This is a genomic window from Luteolibacter sp. Populi (genome assembly GCF_040801775.1).
Taxonomy (GTDB): domain Bacteria; phylum Verrucomicrobiota; class Verrucomicrobiia; order Verrucomicrobiales; family Akkermansiaceae; genus Haloferula.
In genome coordinates this window covers 6,523,026-6,542,495 of sequence record NZ_CP161812.1, presented here as the reverse complement: position 1 = coordinate 6,542,495, position 19,470 = coordinate 6,523,026, and the positions used below count along the sequence as shown (strand labels likewise).

17 protein-coding genes and 1 tRNA gene are annotated in these 19,470 nt (G+C 64.6%); 8 read left to right on the top strand and 10 right to left on the bottom strand.

Annotated features, from left to right (window positions below):
• Positions 1-29: 29 nt before the first annotated feature.
• The 6 genes from ispE to ABWK72_RS26640 form a co-directional block, all read right to left on the bottom strand.
• The gene (gene ispE / locus ABWK72_RS26665) at positions 30-872 is read right to left on the bottom strand and encodes a 4-(cytidine 5'-diphospho)-2-C-methyl-D-erythritol kinase (RefSeq protein WP_367872629.1); all 843 of its coding nucleotides are present in this window, start codon (positions 870-872) and stop codon (positions 30-32) included.
• Positions 869-1,474: a polyphenol oxidase family protein gene (locus tag ABWK72_RS26660; RefSeq protein WP_367872628.1), complete on the bottom strand. Its 606-nt coding sequence runs from the start codon at positions 1,472-1,474 to the stop codon at positions 869-871. Before ABWK72_RS26660 ends, ispE begins: the two co-directional genes overlap by 4 nt.
• A gap of 137 nt (positions 1,475-1,611) precedes the next feature.
• Entirely contained in the window at positions 1,612-2,073 is a 462-nt protein-coding gene (locus tag ABWK72_RS26655) for a MarR family winged helix-turn-helix transcriptional regulator (RefSeq protein ID WP_367872627.1), read from the bottom strand.
• 146 nt (positions 2,074-2,219) lie between these two features.
• Positions 2,220-2,648 carry a hypothetical protein gene (locus ABWK72_RS26650; protein WP_367872626.1) on the bottom strand — a complete coding sequence of 143 codons (429 nt, stop codon included), beginning with the start codon at positions 2,646-2,648 and terminating at the stop codon, positions 2,220-2,222.
• Between the two features lie 87 nt (positions 2,649-2,735).
• Positions 2,736-3,752 carry an NAD(P)-dependent alcohol dehydrogenase gene (locus tag ABWK72_RS26645; RefSeq protein ID WP_367872625.1) on the bottom strand — a complete coding sequence of 339 codons (1,017 nt, stop codon included), beginning with the start codon at positions 3,750-3,752 and terminating at the stop codon, positions 2,736-2,738.
• A 136-nt stretch (positions 3,753-3,888) separates the two neighbouring features.
• Positions 3,889-5,088, bottom strand: coding sequence for an MFS transporter (locus tag ABWK72_RS26640; protein WP_367872624.1), 1,200 nt, complete (start codon positions 5,086-5,088; stop codon positions 3,889-3,891).
• A 148-nt stretch (positions 5,089-5,236) separates the two neighbouring features.
• On the opposite strand from ABWK72_RS26640, the gene ABWK72_RS26635 reads away from it, so the two are divergent.
• On the top strand, positions 5,237-6,565 hold the full coding sequence (locus ABWK72_RS26635; protein WP_367872623.1) for a PA2928 family protein: 1,329 nt from the start codon (positions 5,237-5,239) through the stop codon (positions 6,563-6,565).
• A 33-nt stretch (positions 6,566-6,598) separates the two neighbouring features.
• On the opposite strand, the gene ABWK72_RS26630 is transcribed toward ABWK72_RS26635, so the two are convergent.
• A tRNA-Ser gene (locus ABWK72_RS26630) sits at positions 6,599-6,687 on the bottom strand.
• Positions 6,688-7,010: 323 nt separating this feature from the next.
• On the opposite strand from ABWK72_RS26630, the gene ABWK72_RS26625 reads away from it, so the two are divergent.
• The gene (locus tag ABWK72_RS26625) at positions 7,011-8,780 is read left to right on the top strand and encodes a chloride channel protein (RefSeq protein ID WP_367872622.1); all 1,770 of its coding nucleotides are present in this window, start codon (positions 7,011-7,013) and stop codon (positions 8,778-8,780) included.
• A complete protein-coding gene (locus tag ABWK72_RS26620) occupies positions 8,770-9,477 on the top strand; it encodes an HPP family protein (protein ID WP_367872621.1) in 708 nt (235 codons plus the stop codon). The genes ABWK72_RS26625 and ABWK72_RS26620 overlap by 11 nt, the downstream gene beginning before the upstream one ends.
• 141 nt (positions 9,478-9,618) lie before the next feature.
• Here ABWK72_RS26620 and ABWK72_RS26615 read toward each other — a convergent pair whose 3' ends face one another.
• From ABWK72_RS26615 to ABWK72_RS26605, 3 genes are all read right to left on the bottom strand, one after another.
• Positions 9,619-12,519, bottom strand: coding sequence for a c-type cytochrome (locus ABWK72_RS26615; RefSeq protein ID WP_367872620.1), 2,901 nt, complete (start codon positions 12,517-12,519; stop codon positions 9,619-9,621).
• Between the two features lie 455 nt (positions 12,520-12,974).
• Entirely contained in the window at positions 12,975-13,853 is an 879-nt protein-coding gene (locus ABWK72_RS26610) for a sugar phosphate isomerase/epimerase family protein (RefSeq protein WP_367872619.1), read from the bottom strand.
• A 164-nt stretch (positions 13,854-14,017) separates the two neighbouring features.
• Positions 14,018-15,817 carry a hypothetical protein gene (locus tag ABWK72_RS26605; RefSeq protein WP_367872618.1) on the bottom strand — a complete coding sequence of 600 codons (1,800 nt, stop codon included), beginning with the start codon at positions 15,815-15,817 and terminating at the stop codon, positions 14,018-14,020.
• 113 nt (positions 15,818-15,930) lie between these two features.
• On the opposite strand from ABWK72_RS26605, the gene proC reads away from it, so the two are divergent.
• Genes proC through ABWK72_RS26580 form a run of 5 tightly spaced genes read left to right on the top strand, consistent with a single transcriptional unit; the run spans position 15,931 to position 19,427 of the window.
• Positions 15,931-16,719: a pyrroline-5-carboxylate reductase gene (gene proC / locus ABWK72_RS26600; protein WP_367872617.1), complete on the top strand. Its 789-nt coding sequence runs from the start codon at positions 15,931-15,933 to the stop codon at positions 16,717-16,719.
• 60 nt (positions 16,720-16,779) lie between these two features.
• Complete coding sequence (locus ABWK72_RS26595) at positions 16,780-17,715, top strand: tetratricopeptide repeat protein (protein ID WP_367872615.1); 936 nt, start codon at positions 16,780-16,782, stop codon at positions 17,713-17,715.
• A gap of 29 nt (positions 17,716-17,744) precedes the next feature.
• The gene (gene lptE, locus ABWK72_RS26590) at positions 17,745-18,254 is read left to right on the top strand and encodes an LPS assembly lipoprotein LptE (protein WP_367872614.1); all 510 of its coding nucleotides are present in this window, start codon (positions 17,745-17,747) and stop codon (positions 18,252-18,254) included.
• Between the two features lie 55 nt (positions 18,255-18,309).
• Positions 18,310-19,029 carry a 16S rRNA (cytidine(1402)-2'-O)-methyltransferase gene (rsmI, locus tag ABWK72_RS26585; protein ID WP_367872613.1) on the top strand — a complete coding sequence of 240 codons (720 nt, stop codon included), beginning with the start codon at positions 18,310-18,312 and terminating at the stop codon, positions 19,027-19,029.
• Positions 19,026-19,427, top strand: a complete 402-nt coding sequence (locus ABWK72_RS26580; RefSeq protein WP_367872611.1) for a histidine triad nucleotide-binding protein — start codon at positions 19,026-19,028, stop codon at positions 19,425-19,427. Before rsmI ends, ABWK72_RS26580 begins: the two co-directional genes overlap by 4 nt.
• Positions 19,428-19,470: the final 43 nt, after the last annotated feature.

Below are 19,470 nucleotides of genomic sequence, written 5' to 3'. Positions count from 1 at the left end.
CGCGACCCTAGATCGTGCCTGTGGAGCGCTCAACCTCCGATGACTCCGTGCCAGGCCCAGAGGGTCGGATCGAGTTCCTCGCGGGCTGCCGCGATGATCTCGTCCGCCTGCGAAGCGTCATCGAGCACCGCGAACATCGTCGAGCCCGAGCCGCTCATCAGGGCTCCCGCCACGCCCGCCCGTGCCAGCAGCGAGGCCTTCACCTCGGCGAGGAAAAGGTGCTTCTGGAAGACCGGGCGCTCCAGATCATTGACCAGTTCGCCCCACGGGAAGACCTGCGGGCCATAGGAAATGCCGGGCAGCTCACTGGATCCGGTCCAGCGCTTGTAGGCATCGGGTGTCGCTACGCCAAATCCCGGCTTGAGCAGCAGGACTGTTAGAGCAGGCAGGCTGGCGGCATCCGAGATCGTTTCACCACGGCCCGTCGCCCGCGCCACCGCCGGCCCGAGGAAAAAGGGGATGTCGGAGCCGAGGGTGGCGGCGATTTCCATCAGCTTCGCGGTATCAAGGGCCTCGTCGTTCAGCCGGTTCACCGCCTGCAAGGTCGCTGCGGCATCACTGCTGCCGCCGCCGAGCCCGGCTCCGTGGGGGACGCGCTTTTCGAGGTGGATCGCGAGCGATTCCGTGAAGCCGGTGGCGGCGCGATAGGCGGCCAAAGCTTTGATCACGAGATTCGAGCCGTCCGCCGGGACCGAAGGGTCGTCGCAGGTGAAGGCATCCGCATCGGCCGGGCAGAAGGAAAGCCGGTCGCAAAGCCCGGGCAGCCGCACCATCAGCGAGTCGATGTTGTGGAATCCATCCTCCCGCCGGCGCAGCACGCGGAGCGAGAGATTCAGCTTCGCCGGGGCTTCAATGATCAGCGGCTCGTTCATTGCACCTCCTCCCTTCCAATGAGGGCCAGCATCCGGCCGGTGCGGCCCTTTTCGATCCGGTAGCTGTAGTAGTTCTCCAGATCGCAGGCGGTGTCCTCGCCCAGATCGTGGAACTCCCCCACCCCGGCGCGTTCCGCCTGGCGGGCGATCTCCGCGGCGAAGTCGATTTCGTAGTGCGGAGGACGGATGCAGGGGCCGAGCACCACCACCAGATCCTGCGGGCGGGTGCCGAAGCTGCGGGCCATGAGGGAAATCCCCTCTCCGAGAATTCCCAGTTCGGTGCCCTTCTTCCCGGAATGCAGGAGCCCCACGGCCCCGGTTCCGCGATCGGCCAACCAGATCGCGCCACAATCGGCGACGTAAATCCCGAGGACTTCACCCGCGGTGGCAGTGACCAGACCATCCACGCCGGGCACCACCGGCAGTCCGTCGCCCGCGGAAACGGTCGCCGTTCCGGGCACTACTGCCACACCTTGGCCGTGGATCTGCTCGGCCCGCCACCAGCGGTCCGTGCCGAAATCCGCGCGCACCCGCGCCTCGTGGAGCGGCCGCAGCCGCGCCAGGGTTTCGTCGCGATCGGTCGTCGCTTCGATGTGGTCCACGCGACCAATCCAGCCCGCCCGGAAACCGGGCAGGCTGTTGATCGGATTCAGAAAAGAGAGCGCCTCCGTCACGGGCACAAACCGTAACGGAGGCGCGATCGATCCGCCTAGGGGTTTTTAGTCGGCGGCCTCGTCGCTCACGCGATAGCGCGCGCCCGAATGGCACGCTTCGTATGCTCGACGGCCTCTGCCTGGTCCTCGTCCATCTCGGACAAGATACCCGCGAGGTCCGTAGCAATTTCCGTCCGCATTTTGGCGACCAGCTCCACACCCTTATTAGTGATGCGGACCATGATCTTGCGGCGATCTTCTGCTGCGTGCACCCGCTCGACGTAACCTAGCTTTTCCAAACGATCGACGAGGCCAGTGGCCGCGGCGGTCGAGTGACCCATCTTCTTCGCGATATCTGACATGGTCAGATAATCCTCGCTAGAAAGGTAGGCCAGAAGGAAGAACTGGGGGAACGACACGTTGCCTTTGTTGAGTTCGTTTGACAGGTTCAGGATACAGCTTCGCTGCGTGAACAGGACGAAGTCAGCGAGGCGATCTGCATCGGCGTGCAATGAGGCGCTTGTCGCGCCCGAGGTGCTCAGTTTCATGGCTGGTTGTAGTATTCATCTTTCGGGACATGTAAGGGAGCACAGCCTTTGCGAATGAGAACCTAACAAGGATGCCGGACTGTAAGCAAGGCCAAATTTCAAATTAATCACCTAACACTGCGGATTCGGGTCGATCATTTTGAAATTCATGGCCTTGCGGGCAGTTCGTCAGAGTCTTTTTGTGTTTCAAGCTGTGGCGTGGGGGATCCCCCGATGGCAGTCGTGGGAGAGGCGGGACCCTCCTCCGGTTCTGCAATCGGCCTATAATATACCGAATCCCCAACTTTCGCCAACCCTGAACGAATATCTGCTGCCAAATATTGTCCCAATTTTTCCCCGGTCGTCGCCAGATTCGAGGTACGACCCTCATTGCCAATACCTGACAACAATCCCCCGTCCGGAACTTTCCAAGGTCCATAGGCCTCAATTAGCACAAAATTCGCCCCGGCGGGCATTGAGGCGACCCGGCCGACCAAACGAGGCTTGGTCGACTTCTCGACCTTCGCCGGCTCGTCGTCCTTGAAGAGAAAACAGGAACTCAAAAGAACACAGGCAGGAATCAGAAGGGCTCGCATGGCAGCAATAGCGCCACGGTCCCCCGCCCGATTCAAGCTCCGGGGGCCGCGGCGTTCTGATTTCTCGCGGGAACCTTCCGCCCTAACTCACGCGATGTCATTCTCCAGCACGATCCGGTAGCGGGCCTTGCCGGAGCGCAAGTGCTCCAGTGCGTCGTTGACCTTCGACATCGGGAAGGTCTCCGTCACCGGCGCGATCCCGTGGCGGGCGCTGAAGGAAAGCATGAGGTCCAGCGCCGAAGGACTGCCGGTCGGAGAGCCGGTGATGGATTTCTGCCCAAAGATCAAGCTCAGCGCGGGAAGCGGCAGGGGCTCCAGCACGGCGCCGACCAGATGCAAGCGGCCGTGGGGTGCGAGGGTATCGAGCAGGCCCGGGAGGTCGATTGGCACATTGATGGTGGAGATGATCAGGTCCAGGCTGCCGGCGATCTTCTTCAGAGCATCGGGGTTCTTCGTATTGTGGACGAAATGAGCGCCGAGCTTGCGGGCCTCCGCCTCCTTGCTGTCGCTGGTGGTGAAAGCGTGAACCTCGCAGCCCCATTTGTTCGCGAACTGGAGCGCCATGTGACCCAGCCCGCCGATGCCGATCACCCCGACGCGCGCGGTGGGCGGGAGATCGTAAGCGAGCAGCGGCGTGAACACCGTGACACCTCCGCAAAGCAGCGGGCCGGCTTTGGCCGGATCAACCCCTTCCGGAAGGGGGCGCGCCCAGATCCACTGCACCCGCAGGCGGTCCGCGAAGCCGCCGTGACGTCCGACAATGGTGCCTTGGTTGGTTGCGCAGAGATTGTGGTCGCCGGCGATACACTGCGGGCAGGAAAGGCAACTAAAGGCGGTCCAGCCCACGCCGACAAGCTGGCCGATCTTCAAGCCCTTGGCATGCTCGCCAAGTGCGACCACGGTGCCGACCGCTTCGTGACCGGGGACGAAGGGATATTTCGACATGCCCCAATCGTTATCGAGCATCGAGAGGTCGGAATGGCAGATGCCGCAGTGGGTCACCTGAATTTCCACCTCCTCCGGGCCGAGTTCGCCCGGGTCGTAGCTGAAGGGCTCGAGCTGACCTTTGGAACTGGTGGCGGCGTAGGCGTGGATCTGGCTCATGATCGTGAATGAATGGAGGGTTGATCGATGCGGGGAGACATGGACCTCGTGGTGGGGAAAAATGCGGACCATTCTTTTCTCCACCCTCCCCTCCCCCGGCGCCAGCGATTATTTGGATCGGTGCCGCCACCCACCCTCACTCCGCCACCTTGATCTGGCGGAAGACCCAGATGCTAAAGAGGCTGATCGTGATGGCAATGAAGCCCAACTGGTCGAAATGCAGCATCTCGACCCCGGCACCCTTGACGACGATCATGCCGCCGATGGCCGCGGCCACTCCCGAAGAAAGATCGCGCGAGCAGGAGACGAGGCTCATGTAAGCGCCACGCCGCGCCGAGGGCACCGCCATCGAAATGGCGGCCTGGGCGGGGATGAACCGTCCGCTGGCGAAGATGAAGAAGAGCGCCGCATTCAGCAGCACGTGCCACAGAGGCAGGGGGCCGGAGGTGGAGAGGTGAAAGACGATCGCGCAGGCGCACACGATCATGATCGCGAAGACCCGGAAACGGCCGTGCCGGTCGGCGAGCTTGCCCACATACGGCCCGGTGAAAATCGTGACCACCCCGCCGACGAGGTAGACGAGGAAAAGATGCTCCTCCGCGAGCCCTACATTGCCGACGAGATAGGGCGCAAGGTACGGGATGACCAGGAAGTGGCCCATCACGCACACCATCATCAGGGCGATGCCGGTCCATGCGTTGCGGTCCTTCAGCAGGGTGATGAAGTCCTTCCGGTGATCCGCGCCGACACGGTTCAAGTGGCCCCGCACCGGCGGCAGGAAGCGGAATAGCAGGACCCACACGCCCGCCGCGATCACCGCGATCGCCAGGAAGGGAGCCTCCCATTTCCACCATTGGGCCAGCTTCAGGCCCAGCGGGACCCCCAGCGCCGCCGCGGCGGAAAAGGCGGTCATGATGATTCCCATGCCCCGGGCACGCCGTTCCGCGGGCACGACATCTGCGACGATGGTCAACAAGGTGGCACTGCTGATCCCGCCGAAGGCACCGCAGATCGCGCGCGCGGTGATCAGCATCCCGGGCGTGGTGGAGAGCCCGCAGGCGAGCGTGCCCAGCGCGAAGCCCGCGTAGCAGAAAAGCAGCAGCTTCTTGCGGTCGAAGCGGTCCGCGAAGGGAGCCATCGCCAGCCCGACCACCCCGGCGGTGATGGCGAAGGCGGAAATGATGTGGCCGAACTCAGCCGCGGAAATATTGAGCTCCCGCATGAGCTGTGGACCCAGCGGCATCATCACCATGAAATCCATGATGTGGGTGAACTGCACACAGGCGAGCAGCAGGAGAAGGGTGCGCTCGGAGACGCCGCGGCCGGAATCGGTCATTCAATCAGGCGTCCACGGGGACGCGCCGCCTCCGTCGCACCGAACCGCACCGCGCGCAAGTCCCGGGTGGATTGAAGGATTGTCACCGCCGCCTTCGGATGGCATGAATGGGATAAGGTCGGATCATCCATCCGGTCTTTGGGAACCCGTGAAAAAGTCCGCGCTGCTTTTCCTCATCCTGCTCGGCGGCATCGTGGTCTCCTGGAAGTGGCTGAAATTCGGTTCGCGGTTGTTCCTCAGCCCGCCGGAGATCAGCGGAGGGGTGCTGCGGACTGATGAAGCGGCGGGAGGGAGACTCTATTACCTGACGACGCAGTGGGAAAAGCGGGTGAGCCGCAGCAGCAGTCGCAGCAGTTCCAGCACGAGAACGGACAGTTGGCTCAATACCGACCTGTGGGAGCTGGACGCGGCGACCGCACAGCCGCTGTCCCGGCGGCGGATCAAACGGGACAAGGTGAACGGCGACCACAAGGCGATGGGCATGGAGCAGGGAGTGCTGTGGGCCCGGATCCCCGAGTTGGTCGGCATCCGCTTGGCCGATGGCGAGATCATCGCGGACAGCGCGAAGATCGAAGCGCGCAATCCGGCGCTGGCGGGCTTGATGCCGAAGCCCGCCGGCACGGGGATTTTCCTACCCGAATCGATGCAGCCGCTGAAGTTCATCCCGCAGAGCGGGATGATCGTGAGGCTGGACGATGCACGACAGGTGCGGATCGATCCGCTCACGCTCGAGGCCACGCCTTATGTGAAGTCTAAGCCTACGACCGGATCGTCGAGCGCGGTGGAGGCATCCGCTCCGGCTCTCGGAATGGCCCCGATGTCCATTAGCAATGGCATGGACTGGTATGCCATGGTGCGCGGCCTCGCGATGCAAGGGCCCGAAGGCGGCGGCCAATGGCTCGGGCTGCTGTCCGAACCCGAGCTGGCAACGCTGCAGGAAAACCACCTCGTCGGCCACCAGATGGACTTCAGCACGCCCGCGCGTCAGAAGCTTTACCGTGCGGAGTTGAAGACGGTTCAGGAATTCCTGGGACCGCTCGTGCAATACATGGACCCGGCGGCTCTGCCGGAAAGCCCTGAATTCCTGATGGCGGGACTCTTGACCCAGGGGTCCGGCGGTAGCAGCGGGCAATCCGCGATGTGGAGGCGTCAGCCGGACAGCGTGTTCGTGCTTTCGCGTGACCGGCTCGGTGATCAGGGCCGCCTGCAACTGGCCCGCATTTCGGGTCCGAAGGGCACGCCGGTCTGGAGTATCGCGCTGCCGCTTTCGAACATGAGCGCATGGATCCCGGGTGAGCGCCACGCGCTGATGTTAGGGCCGGATCCATCGGCCCAGCGTTCACCGATGGCCGAGGAGGGGGAAAACACGGTCCATCAGATCCTCGCGATCAATCTTGAGACCGGCGCAGTGCAGTCATTCAACCCAGACCTCCATCGCGATTGGCCGGTGCAAGACGCCAAGGTGGAAAAGCCGTGAAGTGCCACCCAGCGGATGGGAAAATCACGCTTCCGGACCGGGAGGGATTCGAACCCTCGGTACCTTATAAAGGGTACGCACCTTTAGCAAAGGTGTGCTTTCGACCACTCAGCCACCGATCCTCGGAACTTGCGTCGCGCGGAGGTTGAACATAGCCCGCGAAGCTCGTCAACCGTGCTGAAAGAGAAATCTCGGCAGCCTGCCCGCTCAGGGCAGATGGGCCGGGCGGCCCGGGCGCGCTTCAGCCCCGATCCATTGCATGAGCTCGGACTGATCCGGTCGGACTCAAGTGTCACCAAGGGCGCGAATCCCGGCCCTTGATCCATCCTAACAATCTCATGATCAGATTCATATAAGGTCATTCCGACCCTCATGAGAGAGGCGACATCACCATTGCAATGCATCGCATTACGATATAGTTGACCGCCCATTCACGCCGCACCTCATGAAAGTCCGCATCTCCGCCGCCTGGCAAAGGGCGCGCATCCCGCTTCTTGCCGTCGCGATCGCCGCAGCAGTCACGCTCACCGCCGTCGGCCTGATCCAACTGATCCGGATCTGCACGAATCTGGCCTTCCATGGCGTGTTCTCAACCGCGGAATCCGCCCCGGGCTTCGAAACCTGGGGCGCATGGGCTATCGCCGTGCCGGTGATCGGTGGCCTGATCATCGGCGTGATGGCGCGCTGGGGCAGTCCCGCGATCCGCGGCCACGGGATTCCCGAAGCCATGCAAGCGATCGGCACCGCCGATAGCCGGATCTCCGCCCGGGTGGCGATCCTCAAGCCTCTCTCCGCAGCCATCTCGATCGGCACCGGCGGACCCTTCGGTGCGGAAGGGCCGATCATTGCCACCGGCGGAGCGATCGGCTCGCTCGTCGGCCAGTGGCTGCCCAGCAGCCCGGTGCAGCGCAAGATCCTGCTCGCGGCCGGGGCCGCGGCGGGCATGACCGCGATCTTCGGCACGCCCTTGGCCGCGGTCTTGCTCGCGGTGGAACTGCTGCTTTTCGAATACCGCGGCCGGAGTTTCCTGCCGGTCGCTCTCGCCGCCGGCACGGCGATGGCCCTGCGTTCGCTCTTCCACGAGCCGCTGCCGATGTTCCCCTACGCCTTCGAGCGCACGCCGGACCTGCCGATCGCCGGCGGATCCCTGGTGATCGGGGCGATCTGCGGCCTGCTGGCGGTGGCGGTAACCAAGGCGGTGTATGCGCTGGAAGACGGCTTTGAGAAATTGCCCGTCCATTGGATGTGGTGGCCGGCCATCGGCGGGATTGCCGTGGGTGCCATCGGCTGGATCGAGCCGCGGACCATGGGCGTGGGCTACGACAACTTGCGGGTGTTGCTCGACGGTCACCTCGCGGTGAAAACGATCGCGGCGCTGGCGGTGCTGAAGTTCCTCTCCTGGTGGATCGCGCTCGGCAGCGGCACCTCCGGCGGCACGCTCGCGCCTCTCATGACGGTCGGCGGCGCGGCGGGTGCCCTGTGCGCCCACATGTTGCACGGCGTGCCTTACCTCGCGGATTTCCCGATCGGGCTGGGGGTTTTGATCGGCATGGCCGCCACCTTCGCCGGAGCATCCCGGGCTTTCCTGGCTTCGGTCGCCTTCGCCTACGAGGCCACCCATGCGGCCGACTCGTTCGGCGCCCTGCTGCTCGGCTGCGGGGCTGCGGTGCTGGTCTCGCGCATGCTGATGAAAGAGACGATCATGACCGAGAAGCTTGCCCGCCGCGGCCTGCGCATCCCCAGCGACTACGAACCGGATTTCCTCCACTCGCTCCGCGTCGGTACCGTGATGGAGACCCGCCCGCTGGTCGCCGGGCCAGAGGAAACCATCGCCGATCTCGCCGACCGTCTCGGCACGCCCGGCTCCCCGTGGCACGATGTCCGGTTGGTGCCGGTGGCCGCAGCGGATGGCACCCTGCTCGCCGTGATTTCCCGCGCGGACCTCTTCGCAAGCTTGGAGGCCCGGCCGCACGCGACGCTGCTCGAGGCCGGCGTGCTGCGCCCGGTGACGATCCACGCGGACGATTTCCTTTCGGACGCCGTGGACCGCATGATCCTGCATGGAATCGGCCGCCTACCGGTCGTCGATCGCTCGGCCTCGCCCAAGCTCGTCGGCCTGCTGACAAGACGCTCGATCCTCGAAGCCCGGCGACATCGCCAGGATATGGACCGCCTGCCCGCGACCTCCCTGACTCCCGCCACCGATGCCTCCTGAGAACACGGCAATCCGTCATAGCACCCCCGACATGGACAGCCGCCTCTCCTGGCGCGCGTGGTGGGGCATCGAACTCAGCGAGGTCAGCACCACCGAGAAGCTCGTCTCTATCCTCGGCGGCTTCTTCTCGATCTGGCTGCTACTCACGCTCGCCGGCGGTTTCCGCGAGCAAGCATCCGCCGTCATCGCCTCGATGGGTGCCAGCGCCGTCCTGCTCTTCGCGGTGCCCCACGGCCAGCTCTCCCAGCCATGGCCAGTGCTGGCCGGGCATGGCTTGTGCGCCCTGATCGGCGTCTGCTGCGCCCGCTGGATCCCCTCCCCCGAACTCGCCGGGGCCACGGCCGTTGCGCTCTCGATCGGTGCGATGCACCAGTTCAAGTGCATCCACCCGCCCGGCGGGGCCACCGCACTCACCGCCGTCCTCGGCGGGCACGCCGTGCATGCGCTCGGCTACAAGTTCATCGCGCTCCCCGTCCTCGCGAATGCCGGGCTTATGGTCGCCAGCGCCGCCGCCTTCAACGCCTTCTTCGCCTGGCGCCGCTACCCGGCCGCCCTCAACCGCCCGCCAAGGAGCCTAACAGAGCCCTCGGCACCCACCCACGAGGAGGTCGTCAGCGCGGTCCGCAGCCTCGATTCCTTCGTGGACATCTCCGAGGACGACCTGATCCGGCTGGTGCAGATTTTGGGGAAGCGGTGAGAAGGCAGGGAAGGCTCTCCGAGCAGGCCGACGGGGAGAAGGACCCGCCAAGCTCGTTTCGCCCGATAGGTAATCGGTGCCGCCATCGGCCGGCCCCTTCGGAGAAAGGTCCCTGCCTTTGGCGGTGCCATTCCCGTATCTTTACTTGAACAACGGATCGTTCTTGTTCCCCTTGCTCAGCAGGTAGGCCAGCAGGTCGAGGATGTCCTTGTCGGTGCAGGTGTTCAGCAGGCCGGGCGGCATCATGCTGGTCTTGCTCTGCTCCATCGACTTGATCTTCTTGCGGTCGATCTGCTCGATCGCGTTCGGATCCATCATGTTCACGTTGAACATGAGGTCATCCCCCGAGAGGTTCATCACGCGGCCATACTTCTTGCTGCCGTCGATCATGGTCACTTCCACCTGCCCGTACTGATCGCTGATTTCCTTGCTCGGCTCGATGATGTGGGTCAGCAGGTCGCGCGGGCTGTACTTGCCGGCCACGCTGCTGAGGTCCGGACCGATCGCGCCGCCCTCGCTGCCGAAGCGGTGGCAGGCGAAGCAGGCAGTCCCGCCGAAGAGATTGCGACCGTTCTCGTAATTGCGCCCGCCCTCAAGGCCGACGGCAAGCACGGGATCGACATCGGCCACGGTCCAGTTCTTCACCAGATCCCGCGCGGTGTAGTTGAATTGCGGGGTTTTGAGATCGGGCTTCATGTCGAGCACCGGCTGCAGTGCGCTCTTTTCGGCTGCGTTCAGCGTGCTCAAAGCGTCGCGCTTAATCTCGTTCATGAAGGCTCCGAAGCCCGCACCACCCTTGTAGGTGGGCGCGCGCAGGACGATCCACTTGAAGAAGCGCTCGCGCAGTTCCGGGGTCCAGCCGTTCTTCACGAAGCGCAAGTTCTTGGCGTAGGAGATCTGCTCCTCTTGCGTCGGCGCGGTTTCCAGAATCGCGACCGCTTTCGGCAGGAAGGCGGTATCGCCGAGATAAGCCAGCACCTCGCAGAGATCGACGTCGAGCATCGGCTCCTTCGTCGGAAAGAGCGCGCTCAGCTTGGTGGCGACCGCCTCGCGGGTGGCCCCCTCCGGACCGCCAAGGCGGCTGAAGGCGAGCTGATAATCGCGGACATAGGTCACCTTCTCGTCGTCGGAGAGCTTGGAGAAATCGATCTTGTCGAGCGCGACCAGCACCGGTTGGAGCAGGCTCTTGTTACCCTCCGCGCTGCGGACCAGCGCCATCAGCGCGAGCAGCGAGGCACGCGGGTTTTTTTCTTCCAGAGCCTTGTCCTTCCAAGTCGAGAGCGGCTGATGCTCGATCGCGATGCGCGCGGCGAAGCGGATCAAGCGGTCCTCATGCCCGAGATAGGGCCAGGCGAAGTCCACCGCCTTCGGATCCTTCTTGCCATGGAAAGCCTCAAGCTTGCGCCGGAGGTCGAGCAGCGGCGGTTTGGCAGCGATCGGGCCCGGAGTCTTCCCGGCGATAGCGGTCACACGATAGAGACCACCCTGGACGCGACGTCCGCCGATCATGAAATACATCGCGCCGTCCTTCGGGTTGATGGCGAGGTCGGTGACCGGCAAAGGACTGGCGGAGATGAACTCCTCGAAATCCGCCGCGTAGCCCGCGCCATCCGGCTTCAGGTGCACGGCATACATTTTCCCGTAACTCCAGTCCGAGATGTAGAAGGCATCCTGATACTTCTGCGGGAACTTCGCGCCGTAGCCGAAGCTGACGCCGGTCGGCGAGCCCGGGCCGATGTCCACCACCGGCGGCAGGCCGTCTTCCCAACGCACCGGCCACTTCTTCGAGATCGCCCGCCAGCCGTATTCACCGCCGGGGATCACCTCGCAGACGCGGGTCGGGCGATACCATGGCAGGCTGAAGTCCCACTCCATGTCGGCATCGAAGGTGAAGAGCGAGCCGTCCTTGTTGAAGGCCGCGTCGTATTGATTCCGGAAACCGCTGGTCACCAGCTCCCAGTTCTTGCCATCCGGATCGGTCTTGGCGACCCAGCCGCCCGGTGCCTTCACGCCGGCCATGAAGCCGTGTCCGGTCATCGCCGGCAGCAGGTTGTCCTCGCCCCAGTGCCGCGGCACCAGGCTGTCCGACATGTCGGTGATCGGGGTCTGATTACCCACGATGACGTAGAGCGACTTCCCGTCCGGCCCCGGCATGACGGCATGCGGGCCGTGCTCGCCGCCTTGGTTATCGAAGGCGCGCAGGAACTCGACCTTGTCGAAGGTGTCGTCCCGGTCGCGGTCGGTCACCCGGTAGAGACCGCGCGCAAACTTGTCGGAATTCGTGACCACGTAGAGCGCGCCGAAGGCATAGGTGAGGCCCTGCGCTTCGCCGATATCCACCGGGATTGGCTCGACCTTGGTGGTGGTGGCCGGTGCGCCGATGGCGGAAGGCGTGATGCGATAGAGCTTCCCGTACTGGTCGCTCGCGATGATCCGGCCCTTGTCGTCGAAGCACATCGCCACCCACGACCCCTGCTCGGCCATCGGCACGCTGTAGAGCAGTTCGACCTTGAAGCCTTCCTTGACCTTGATCGCGGCGACCGGCGTGGCCTCGGGCTCCTTGAGCGCGACGGCACGGTCGAGCGTGTCGGCCTTGATGGTGCCGGCCCACGCACCTGCTCCCGCCGCCGCCACGACCTGCGCCGAGGCCCAAGCGGGTCCGTTCAGGCGCACGGGCTTTTGCCAATTGGTCACCTCGGCTCCGGAAACCTTCCACGAGGTATCGGTGACGATCTCCCGCTTCGCCCCGCCATCAGTCACCACAATCTTGCCGATGAAGCCGGCGCTGCCTTCGCCCTGGTTGCGGGACTGGACGGCCAGCAGATTCTTCCCGTTCACCAGATGCGACGTGATATCGACCAGCCTGGGCGTCTCCCAGTTGACACTTGCCGCGACCTTCTTGCCATTCACGTAGATGACCATCTCGTTGTCGCAGGTCGCGGCGACGGTCGTCTTCTGGCCCGCCTTCGCATCGAAGTCCTTGCGGAAATAGACCACCTGGTTGTCGAAAGCCTTCGGTGCGATCCAGATCCAATTGGGCACCTCCGCCCCGGCTTGGAGAGAACAGGCAAACAAGGACAGGGCTACGGCGCAGGCCGGTGAACGCAAGGAGCGCAAGGGATTCATTTGGCAAATGGAGCGTGGATCGCGTGCGAAATGGCCCGTCCGGATACCGGAGCGGATTTCACACGAAGGGCAGCAGGCATGAAGGCGGTTTCCCGGGCGGCACCTCATGGCTACCCGGTCACCCACAGTATGCGCAGATTCTGCGGCATTTCTTAACTACCATTTCCCATAGGTAGGGAATGAGGCCCACCTGGGCGCGAATGACGCCAAGTTAGGGAACTTCGCCATGGCGGCCCCGGGGAGCGCGGACTTCACTCCGCCCATGGGTCCAAAATTCCCTTTCCGATGGACCTTGAAACTTACCTGCTGCTTTGGCTTTGCCGGCCTTTGCTTGACCGATGGGGCGGACTGAAGTCCGCGCTCCCAGGGCCTCACAGCTTCGCCAAATACTCCACGCTCTCCTTGATGCTCTCCAGCGGGTGCGGGGAGAAGTCCTGCTCGACGTGGCAATGCTTCACGCCGGCCTTCGCGGCGGCTTCGATGATCGGCTCCATCGGGATGATGCCGTTGCCGAGTTCCTTGAAGGCATCCTGCGGGATAGTGCCGTATTCGGGCAGCTTGAGGCCGTCCTTGAGGTCCTTCAGGTGGAGCTGCGAGACCCGGCCGGAGAGCTTCGTGATGAGTTCGGCGGGATCGTGGCCGCCAACCTTGATCCAGAAGACATCCACCTCGAACTTCATGTCCGCGGAGAAGTCCGCCATGAAGACGTCGTAGCCGGTCTTGCCGCCTTCCTTCGGCTGGAATTCGAAGGCGTGATTGTGGTAGGAGAGCTGGATGCCGGCGGCCTTGGTCAGGGCCGCGGCCTTGTTGGCATTGACGGCGATCTTCTTATAGTCGTCCAGGGTCTTGCGGACATTATCCTGGAGATAAGGGATCACCAGTTGGCTCAGGCCGAGTTCCTTGGCGCGGTCGATGATCTTCTTAAAGTCCGACATCGCATCGTCCTTCGGGTTGATCACGCTGTCCCATTCGAAGTGCGCCGAATTGATCGCCAAACCCGCGGCCTTCGCGCCGTCGATCAGAGGCTGGCAATTCGGGAAGCCGAAGAGCTCGACCTGCTTGTAGCCGGCCTCCGCGACCTTCTTCAGCGTGCCCGCGGCGTCATTCTTCAGGGCATCGCGCAGGGTATAGAGCTGAATCCCGATGTTCGCGCGGTAGCTGTTGTCCTTCGCCAACGCCGCCAGCAGGCTGCCGGAAGGAGCGAGGACGAGAGTGCCGGCCGAGGAAACGAGAAAGGATCTGCGGTTCATGCAGCCATGCTCGCGCCGCCGCGGGGGCAGTGCAAGCACGCCGCGTGTGTGCAGCCCCGGGAGCGCGGACTTTAATCCGCCCCATAAGCCCGGGCGCCAGCCCCTGCTACCAAAGTTCGCAGGACCATCCGGGCGGACTGAAGTCCGCGCTCCCGGGCCTCCCCTTACTCCGACTTCACCTTCTCCAGATCCGCGCCGATCTCGTCCGCCTGCTCCTTGTGCCCGGCCTTCGCCAGCGCCTTCTGCAGGCGGCTCAGGATTTCCACGTCATTGGTATAGCGGCCTTGGCCCTCGATCAGGATGTCCACGGCGGCATTCGCATCACCCTTCGCCATGTAATATTCCCCCAGCCGCGCCTGCATCGGCAGCAGGATCGTCGGCGGCATCAGCATCGACGCCGGAGTCTGGTGGTCGAGGGCGGCGCGGAACCAGTTGAAGGCGGAGCCGATGTCCTCCTTCTTCCCGGCCATCGCGATCATCCCCAGCAACTCGCTGGCTGTGATGTCCAGCGCCTTGAAGGCCCGCATCCAAGCCGAGCGCTCGCCCGCTACCGCCACGGCATCGCGATTTTCCGACATCCGCTGGCCGTGCAGGGTCATCGCGGAAGAAATCTGCCGGGCTTCGTCGAGCTTCCCTTCGTCGATTTTCTTGCGCGCTTCGAGAGCGAAGGCGAGGCCTTGATAGAACCAGATCGAGTGCGTGCGCTTTTCGTAAATTTTCTGCGCATCGGGCTTCGGCAGCGCGGCGATGGCGAGCGCCGTGTCGCCCGGCAAGTTGCGCCGCATCAGCAGGCGGGTGGCGAGTGTGCGGCCTTCCCAGAGCAGGAGTTGCGCGCCCTCGCGGCGGGCTTCTTCCGGCGGGACCTCGATCGCCGCCACTGCCTTGGCCACGGCCAGCGCGTTGGCGTAGTCGCCCTTGGTCGCCAGCGCCGCGGCGCGGTAGCATTCCGACTTCACCCAGCCGGGGCAATCCGAGTGGGTCACCCCGGTCGCCTTCATCCATTGGCGATAGGCCTCCCCCGCTTGCGAGAAAGCCTCGATCGCTTGGGGAATATTGCCATTCCTAAGTTCGTAGTGCCCCAGCAGGTGCAGGAAAGGTGCATAGCCCGGAGCCACTTGGCAGAGACGCTGGGCGCGCGCCAGATCGCCCCGCAGGTCCGGGGCCTCCGCGCGGATCGCCAGGAAGGCACGTAGCAGCAGCGGATGGTCCGGATCCTTGGCGAGAAGCTCCTCAAGGATGGTCTCCGCCTTCACCTGGTCGGGAGTCGCTTGGCCCTCGTCGTCATAGCCACCGCGCCCGAAGGCCGCTTGCAGCACCTTGAGTTGGGGATCGTTCGGGAATTTCTCGGCGATCTTGCGGAAGGCGTCGGCAGCCGCCGCGGCCCCTTTGTCGAAGAAGACGGCAATCGCGTAGGCATAGGAGCGCTCCAACTCGGTGCCGATCTCCTTGGTCACTTCCTTCTTCTCGCCGTTTCTCTCGGCTTCGACCTGCGCCTCACCGCGACTGACCAAATCCACCATCCGCTGCAGCGCCGCCGTGCGCATCGGCACCAGGTCCGGCTCCGGGTCGATCAGCGCGACCACCACGCCCCAGTGCGCCATCAGGCACTCCGGGTCGATTTGCAGTGCCGCGCAGAAGTGCCGGTAGGCCTCGAAATCCCAGCCGCCGTGCAGGTTTGCGATCCCGTCCAGCACGTGCTTCTGGGCCCGCGGGTCGCTGGCTGTCACCGCGATCACGAAGCCCCTCGCGATCGGCTCCGGCGTCGGTTCCGGCAGGTTTTTGAGCCGTGGGGAAATTACCGCGTCCACACCTGGGACCGGAATCGGGGCAGCCTCCGGCTTGGCGACCGGCTTGGCAGCAGGACCCGGCTTCGCGTCCGCCGACGGTTTCGGGGCCTGCCCCGGTTTGTCCGCCGCCGTGGCCAGACCGAGCGAGGCGAAGAGCGCCACGAGGTGGTATTTCATGCGCGGAACGATGTCCCCCGCCGCCGCGGTCTCAAGTAAAATGACTGCTCCCTGCCATCCGGCTCGAAATCTCGCTCGCGCAAACTCGCCCGGCGCTCCTAATCTGCCGCCACATGAAGCTCGGCGTGATCGGTTGCGGGAAAATGGGCAGCGCCTTGGTAGAAGGGGCGATCCGCTCGGGGGCGCTGGCCGCCGATCAGGTGACCGGCTGCGATCCCCAGCCGGAAGCCGCCCGCGCCTTCGCCGCGGCTACCGGTGCCCACGTCGTCGATACCATCGGCGCGATGGATGCGGACACCTACCTGCTCTGCACCAAGCCCCAGCATGCCGAAGCCGCCTTGGGCTGGCTGCCGGAAGGGAATTTCCGGGTGATCTCGGTGGCGGCCGGCCTGACCACCGCCTGGCTGGAGGCCCGCGTCCACCCCGGCGTCCGCGTCGTCCGCTGCATGCCGAACACCCCCGCGCTGGTCGGCAAGGGAGCCGCGGCTTTCTGTCTCGGCAAGGCCGCGAACTCGACCGACGCCGAGGCCGCCCGCCTCTTGCTCGGCTCGGTCGGCCTGGCCGTGGAACTTCCGGAATCCCTCATGGACGCTGTCACCGGCCTCTCCGGCAGCGGCCCGGCCTTCGTCTATGTGATGATCGAGGCGATGGCGGACGGCGGCGTGCTTTCCGGCCTACCCCGGGCCGAAGCGCTCAAGCTGGCCGCCCAGACCGTCCTCGGAGCCGCCGCCATGGTGCTGGAAACCGGCATTCACCCGGGGGCCCTCAAGGACATGGTCGCCTCCCCGGGCGGCACCACCATCGCCGGTCTGGCGGAGTTGGAAAAGCACGGGATGCGCTCCGCTTTCATCGAAGCCGTCCATGCCGCCGCCCGCCGTTCGGCGGAGCTGGGCGGTGCCTGACCACCCTGTCCGCGTGAATTTGGCTTTCCGCCACCTGATCTGCCTCCCTATTTTCCGCTCATGCGATTCCGGCTCATCGTCCTCCCTGCCCTCGCGGCACTCCTCGCCTCCTGCGGAAAAGACAAGGACGCGCCGCCGCTGATGAACAGCCAGGCCCGCAATCCCGAACTCGCGGGCTCGCTCTACAGCGAGGCGCAGGCCGCCGACAAGGACGGCAAGCGCTCCAAGGCGATCAAGCTCTACGACAAGCTGGCCGACACCATGCCGACTTCCGTCCACGCGGCGGAGTCCCGCTTCCGCCAGGGCGAGCTGCTGGAGCAGGAAGGCGAGATCCAGAAATCCTTCGAGGCCTATCAGGATTTTCTCTCCCGCTACAACAACAGCAACCTCTACGAGAAGGCGCTCAACCGCCAGGCCGCCATGGCCCAGTCCGCGGCCGATGGCCACGTGAAGACCAGCTTCCTCGGCCTCAAGGCTTCGATCTCGAACGAGAAGATCGCCGACATGCTGACCAAGGTTCGCGGCAATGCACCGCGCTCGCCCACCGCGTCCAAGGCGCAGTTCACCATCGGCGAGGTTTGGGAAAGCCAGGGCAATTCCGCCGGCGCCCTCAAGGCCACCGCCGCCTACCGCGAACTGGTGATCGAATATCCCGACAGCAAGGAAGCCCCGGAAGCCCAGTTCCGCATCGGCAAGATCCTCCTCGATGAGTCCAAGCGCGGCAACCAGGACCAGGCCAATCTCGACCGCGCCAAGGTCGCGCTGCAGGACTACATCCGCCAGTATCCCGGCCACCACCGCGTCGGCGAGGCCCGCAAGCTGATCTCCAACATCGGCGGCCAGGACATCGAGCGCTCCTTCGAGATCGCCCAGTTCTACGAGCGCAAGGGCGACATCGGCTCGGCCAAGTTCTACTACGAGGAAGTGATCCGCCAGGCCAAGTCCGGCTCCACCCACGACAAGGCGAAGGCCCGTCTGGCCGCGCTCGGCCACTGATCCCCTACCCTGCCTTCCACTTCACGACCATGCGCCTCGCCCTGCTCCTGCCCTTCGCCGCTCTCGCCGCGAGTTCCTGCACCGGCTACCAGCTCGGCGGTGCCAAGCCCGCCGTCCTGCGCGACGTGAAGAACATCAGCGTGCCGATGTTCCACAACGACACGCTCCACCCCCGCGCCGAGGCCCTCGCCACCAGCGCCGCCACCGATGCCATCGTGCTCGACGGCACCTACCGCATCACCAACTTCGACAAGGCGGACGCGGTGCTGGAAGGCACCGTCCACACCATCGACTACATGGCGCTGCGCTCGACCCGCCTCGACACCCTGCGCCCGGACGAGTTGCAGAACACCGTGACCCTGACGTGGAAGCTGACCGACGCGCGGGACCGCACCAAGGTACTCGCCTCCGGCCTCTCCACCGGCAGCAGCCGCTTCTTCGTCGATTCCAACCTCCAGACCTCGCGCAACAACGCCCTGCCCGACGCACTCGAACGCGCCAGCAGCAGCCTGGTCTCGCGGATCGCCAACGGCTTCTAACACACCCGGGAGCGCGGACTTCAGTCCGCCCCATGGTTTCCCGAGCTCCATCAGGATGGCAGACACCCCCATCTCCGGCCGCTTCGTCCTGGTCCCCACCCCGATCGGCAATATGGGTGACATCACCCTGCGGGCGATCGAGGTGCTCAAGGAAGCGCACCGCATCGCCTGCGAGGACACCCGCCACTCCGCGCCGCTGCTGTCGAAGCTCGGCATCACCGGCAAGCCGCTGGTCTCGCTGCACGACCACAACGAAGTACGGCGCCTGCCGGAGCTGTTAGATGCCGCGCGCGCTGGCGAGACCATCGCCGTAGTGACGGATGCCGGAATGCCCGCGGTCTCCGATCCCGGCTACCGGGTCGTGCAGGCCTGCATCGAGCACGGCATCCCCTGCGAGGTCCTGCCCGGCCCCTCCGCGGTGCTGACCGCCCTGGTCGGCTCCGGCTTCCCGGTGCACGCCTTCCGCTTCCTTGGCTTCCTGCCGCTGAAGAAGGGCAAGCGCCTGGCGGTGATGGAAGATTCCCTGGTCACCGAAGGCACCAGCATTTTCTTCGAATCCCCGCACCGCCTGCTCTCGACCCTCGAATTGCTGGCGGAGAAGTACCCCTCCGCGCCCTGCTGCGTGGCGCGGGAGCTGACCAAGAAGTTCGAGACCTACCACCGCGGCACCGCCGCGGAACTGGCCGCCCACTTCAAGATCCACGGCCCGAAGGGCGAGATCGTGTTCCTCATCGCCGGGGACAAGAAGGCGATCCTTGAGGCAGACGCGGAGTGAGGGACACGAATTTCCTGCGTGCCAGCCTCTCCCGCCGCTCGCTAGCCTCCGGCATGTCCAAAACCCTCTTTGAGAAAATCTGCGACCGCGAGATCCCCGGGGACATCGTCCATGAAGACGAGCTGTGCGTCTGCTTCCGCGACATCACGCCGCAGGCACCCATCCATCTGATTCTCGTCCCCCGCCGACCGATTCCGCGCATCGCCGAGACCGTGGTGGAGGACGAGCCCTTGATCGGGCATCTCTTGGTCACCGCGGCCAAGGTGGCGCGCGATCAAGGCTTCGCAGATGCGGGATTCCGGATCGTGGTCAACAATGGCCCCGATGGTGGCGAAACCGTTCCCCATCTCCACATCCACATCCTCGCCGGGCGGCAGTTGGGTTGGCCGCCGGGCTGAGCGGAACGTTAGTTAGATTGCGGTTGGTCGATTATCTGCTTTC